Origin of the sequence: Variovorax sp. JS1663 (assembly GCF_002157355.1) — a bacterium.
GTDB lineage: Bacteria > Pseudomonadota > Gammaproteobacteria > Burkholderiales > Burkholderiaceae_C > Variovorax.
This window is the reverse complement of sequence record NZ_LYMK01000122.1, coordinates 1-1,861: the sequence shown is the minus strand read 5'-3', so window position 1 is coordinate 1,861 and position 1,861 is coordinate 1. Positions and strand designations below refer to the sequence as shown.

At 70.2% G+C, this 1,861-nt stretch carries 1 pseudogene; it reads right to left on the bottom strand.

The window, feature by feature from the left end:
• Positions 1–1,861 (bottom strand): annotated as a pseudogene (locus A8M77_RS34890) (beta strand repeat-containing protein); the annotation flags it as partial.

The window sequence follows — 1,861 nt, the reverse complement described above, 5'->3', positions numbered from 1 at the left end:
CCGCTGAGCGTGGTGCGCGCAAGGCGGGTGGTCTCTGAATCCAGGGTGTCGCTGGCCTTGGCGCCCAGGCCATGGCCCAGGTCGTGCAGGCCCAGGGGCCCGAAGTCGCCGCCGCGCCGGCGCTGCTCGCCGCTGACTTCGCTGCGGTTCATGGCCCCGGTGATGGAGACCTCGTTGCCTTCGATGCGGATGTCCCTGGCGCCCGCGACCTGCACGCCCTGAAGGTGGACCACGCCACCGCCCTGCAGCAGGACGCCGCCTTCGCTGCTGGTGATGGTGCTGGACGCGGCCGTGTCGGTCCTGACGTCGATGCCGCTGCCCGAGGCCTTGTTCTGCATGAACACCGGATCGAAGATCGGGCTGGAGCGTTTCTTGTCGACGTCGATGCCGGTGCTCTGGGTGTTGCGGCCCTCGACGATGCCGAGGTGGCGGCCACCGGAGAAGCTGCTGGCGATGCTGGTGCCGGTGTCCCAGCCGCCGCTCACGCGGTTGTCGGTGCGGCTGAGCAGGCCCTTGTCGGTCCACTGCATCGCGTAGCGGCCCGTGCTCTGCGCCTGGCCCGATTCGATGCGGATGTCGCGATCCGCCTGCACGCTCAGCAGGCCGGCGCCGGCGTCCACCGTGGCCTGGCGTGCGTTGACATCGCGCCCCGCGCTCAGGAGCGTGGCGCCATCGGTGGTGATGGTGGTGCCGATCTCCCGGGAGGTGGTGCTCGACATCGACGCGCCGCTGCCGAAGCCCGTTACGGTCGTGGACTCGCGCACGCTCCCCAGGTTGATGTCGTTCTTCGCGGTGATCGAGGTCAAGCCGCCCGGGCCCTTGTTCTCGAGCAGGGCGCCGATGAGGTTGAAGTCGTTGCCCGCGCTGGCCACCAGCGTGCCGCCGGGGTCGGTCACATACAGGCCAGCCAAGCGGTCGATATGGGTTCCGCTCGCTGCGCCGAAGCCCGCCGTGCTGGCCGTGGTGCTGCGCACGTTGATGTCCCGCCCGGCCTTGGCCGACAGACTGTCGCGTCCGTCTATCGACCCGCCGATGTTGTTCAGGTCGTTGACTGCATCCAGCGCCACCCGCCCGCCGCTGATGCGGCCGCCCAGGTTATGAATGTTGTCGGCGTTGATGTCGACCAGGGTGCGGCCGGCGATGGTGCCGGTGTTGGTGACATCGCCGTTGCTCTTGATCTTGACGGCATCGGCACTGAGCAGCGCGCCCGATCCATCGATGTCCCCGGGGCGCACCCGCACATACACCTGCGGCGCCAGCACGCGCTGGGTGCTGCCGTCCGCCAGGGTGACGTCCTGCTCGACCAGCCAGACGATGTCGCTGGTGAGCTGCGCCATCTGTTCCGCTGTGAGCGCGATGCCAGGGCGCAGGCCGTACTCCCTGGCGAAGGTGGCCCCGGCGTTCAGCAGGGCAGCGTACTGCTCGTCGTCCGAATGGAAGCCGCCCAGGTCGCGGTTGCCCGTGAGCCGGGCGACCTGCTCGCGGATGAGGCGCTGCTCGTAGTAGCCATCGCCCAGGCGCTTCTGCAAGAGATCGGGGTCCAGGCCCAGGGCATCGAGCAGGTAGTCGCTGGACAGCCACTGCCGGTAGTTGGCAAAGCGCGGGTCGGTCTCGATGAGGTAGCGGCTGCCGGGGTCGGGGCGCGTGGCGAAGAGGCTCGCGCTCGGGAGCCCGGCGTTGGGCGTGCTGGTGCGCACGACCATCGGGACGGCACTGCCGGCACTGGCCGGCACCTCGATGAGAGTGCCGGCGCCGCGGCCGCTGCCCACGCCGCCGATGCCCCCGGCACCACCGCCCACGGCCACCCCCGTCGCCGCGCCGGGCGCGGTGCCGCCGGTTGCGTTGACGCTCGGCTCGTACC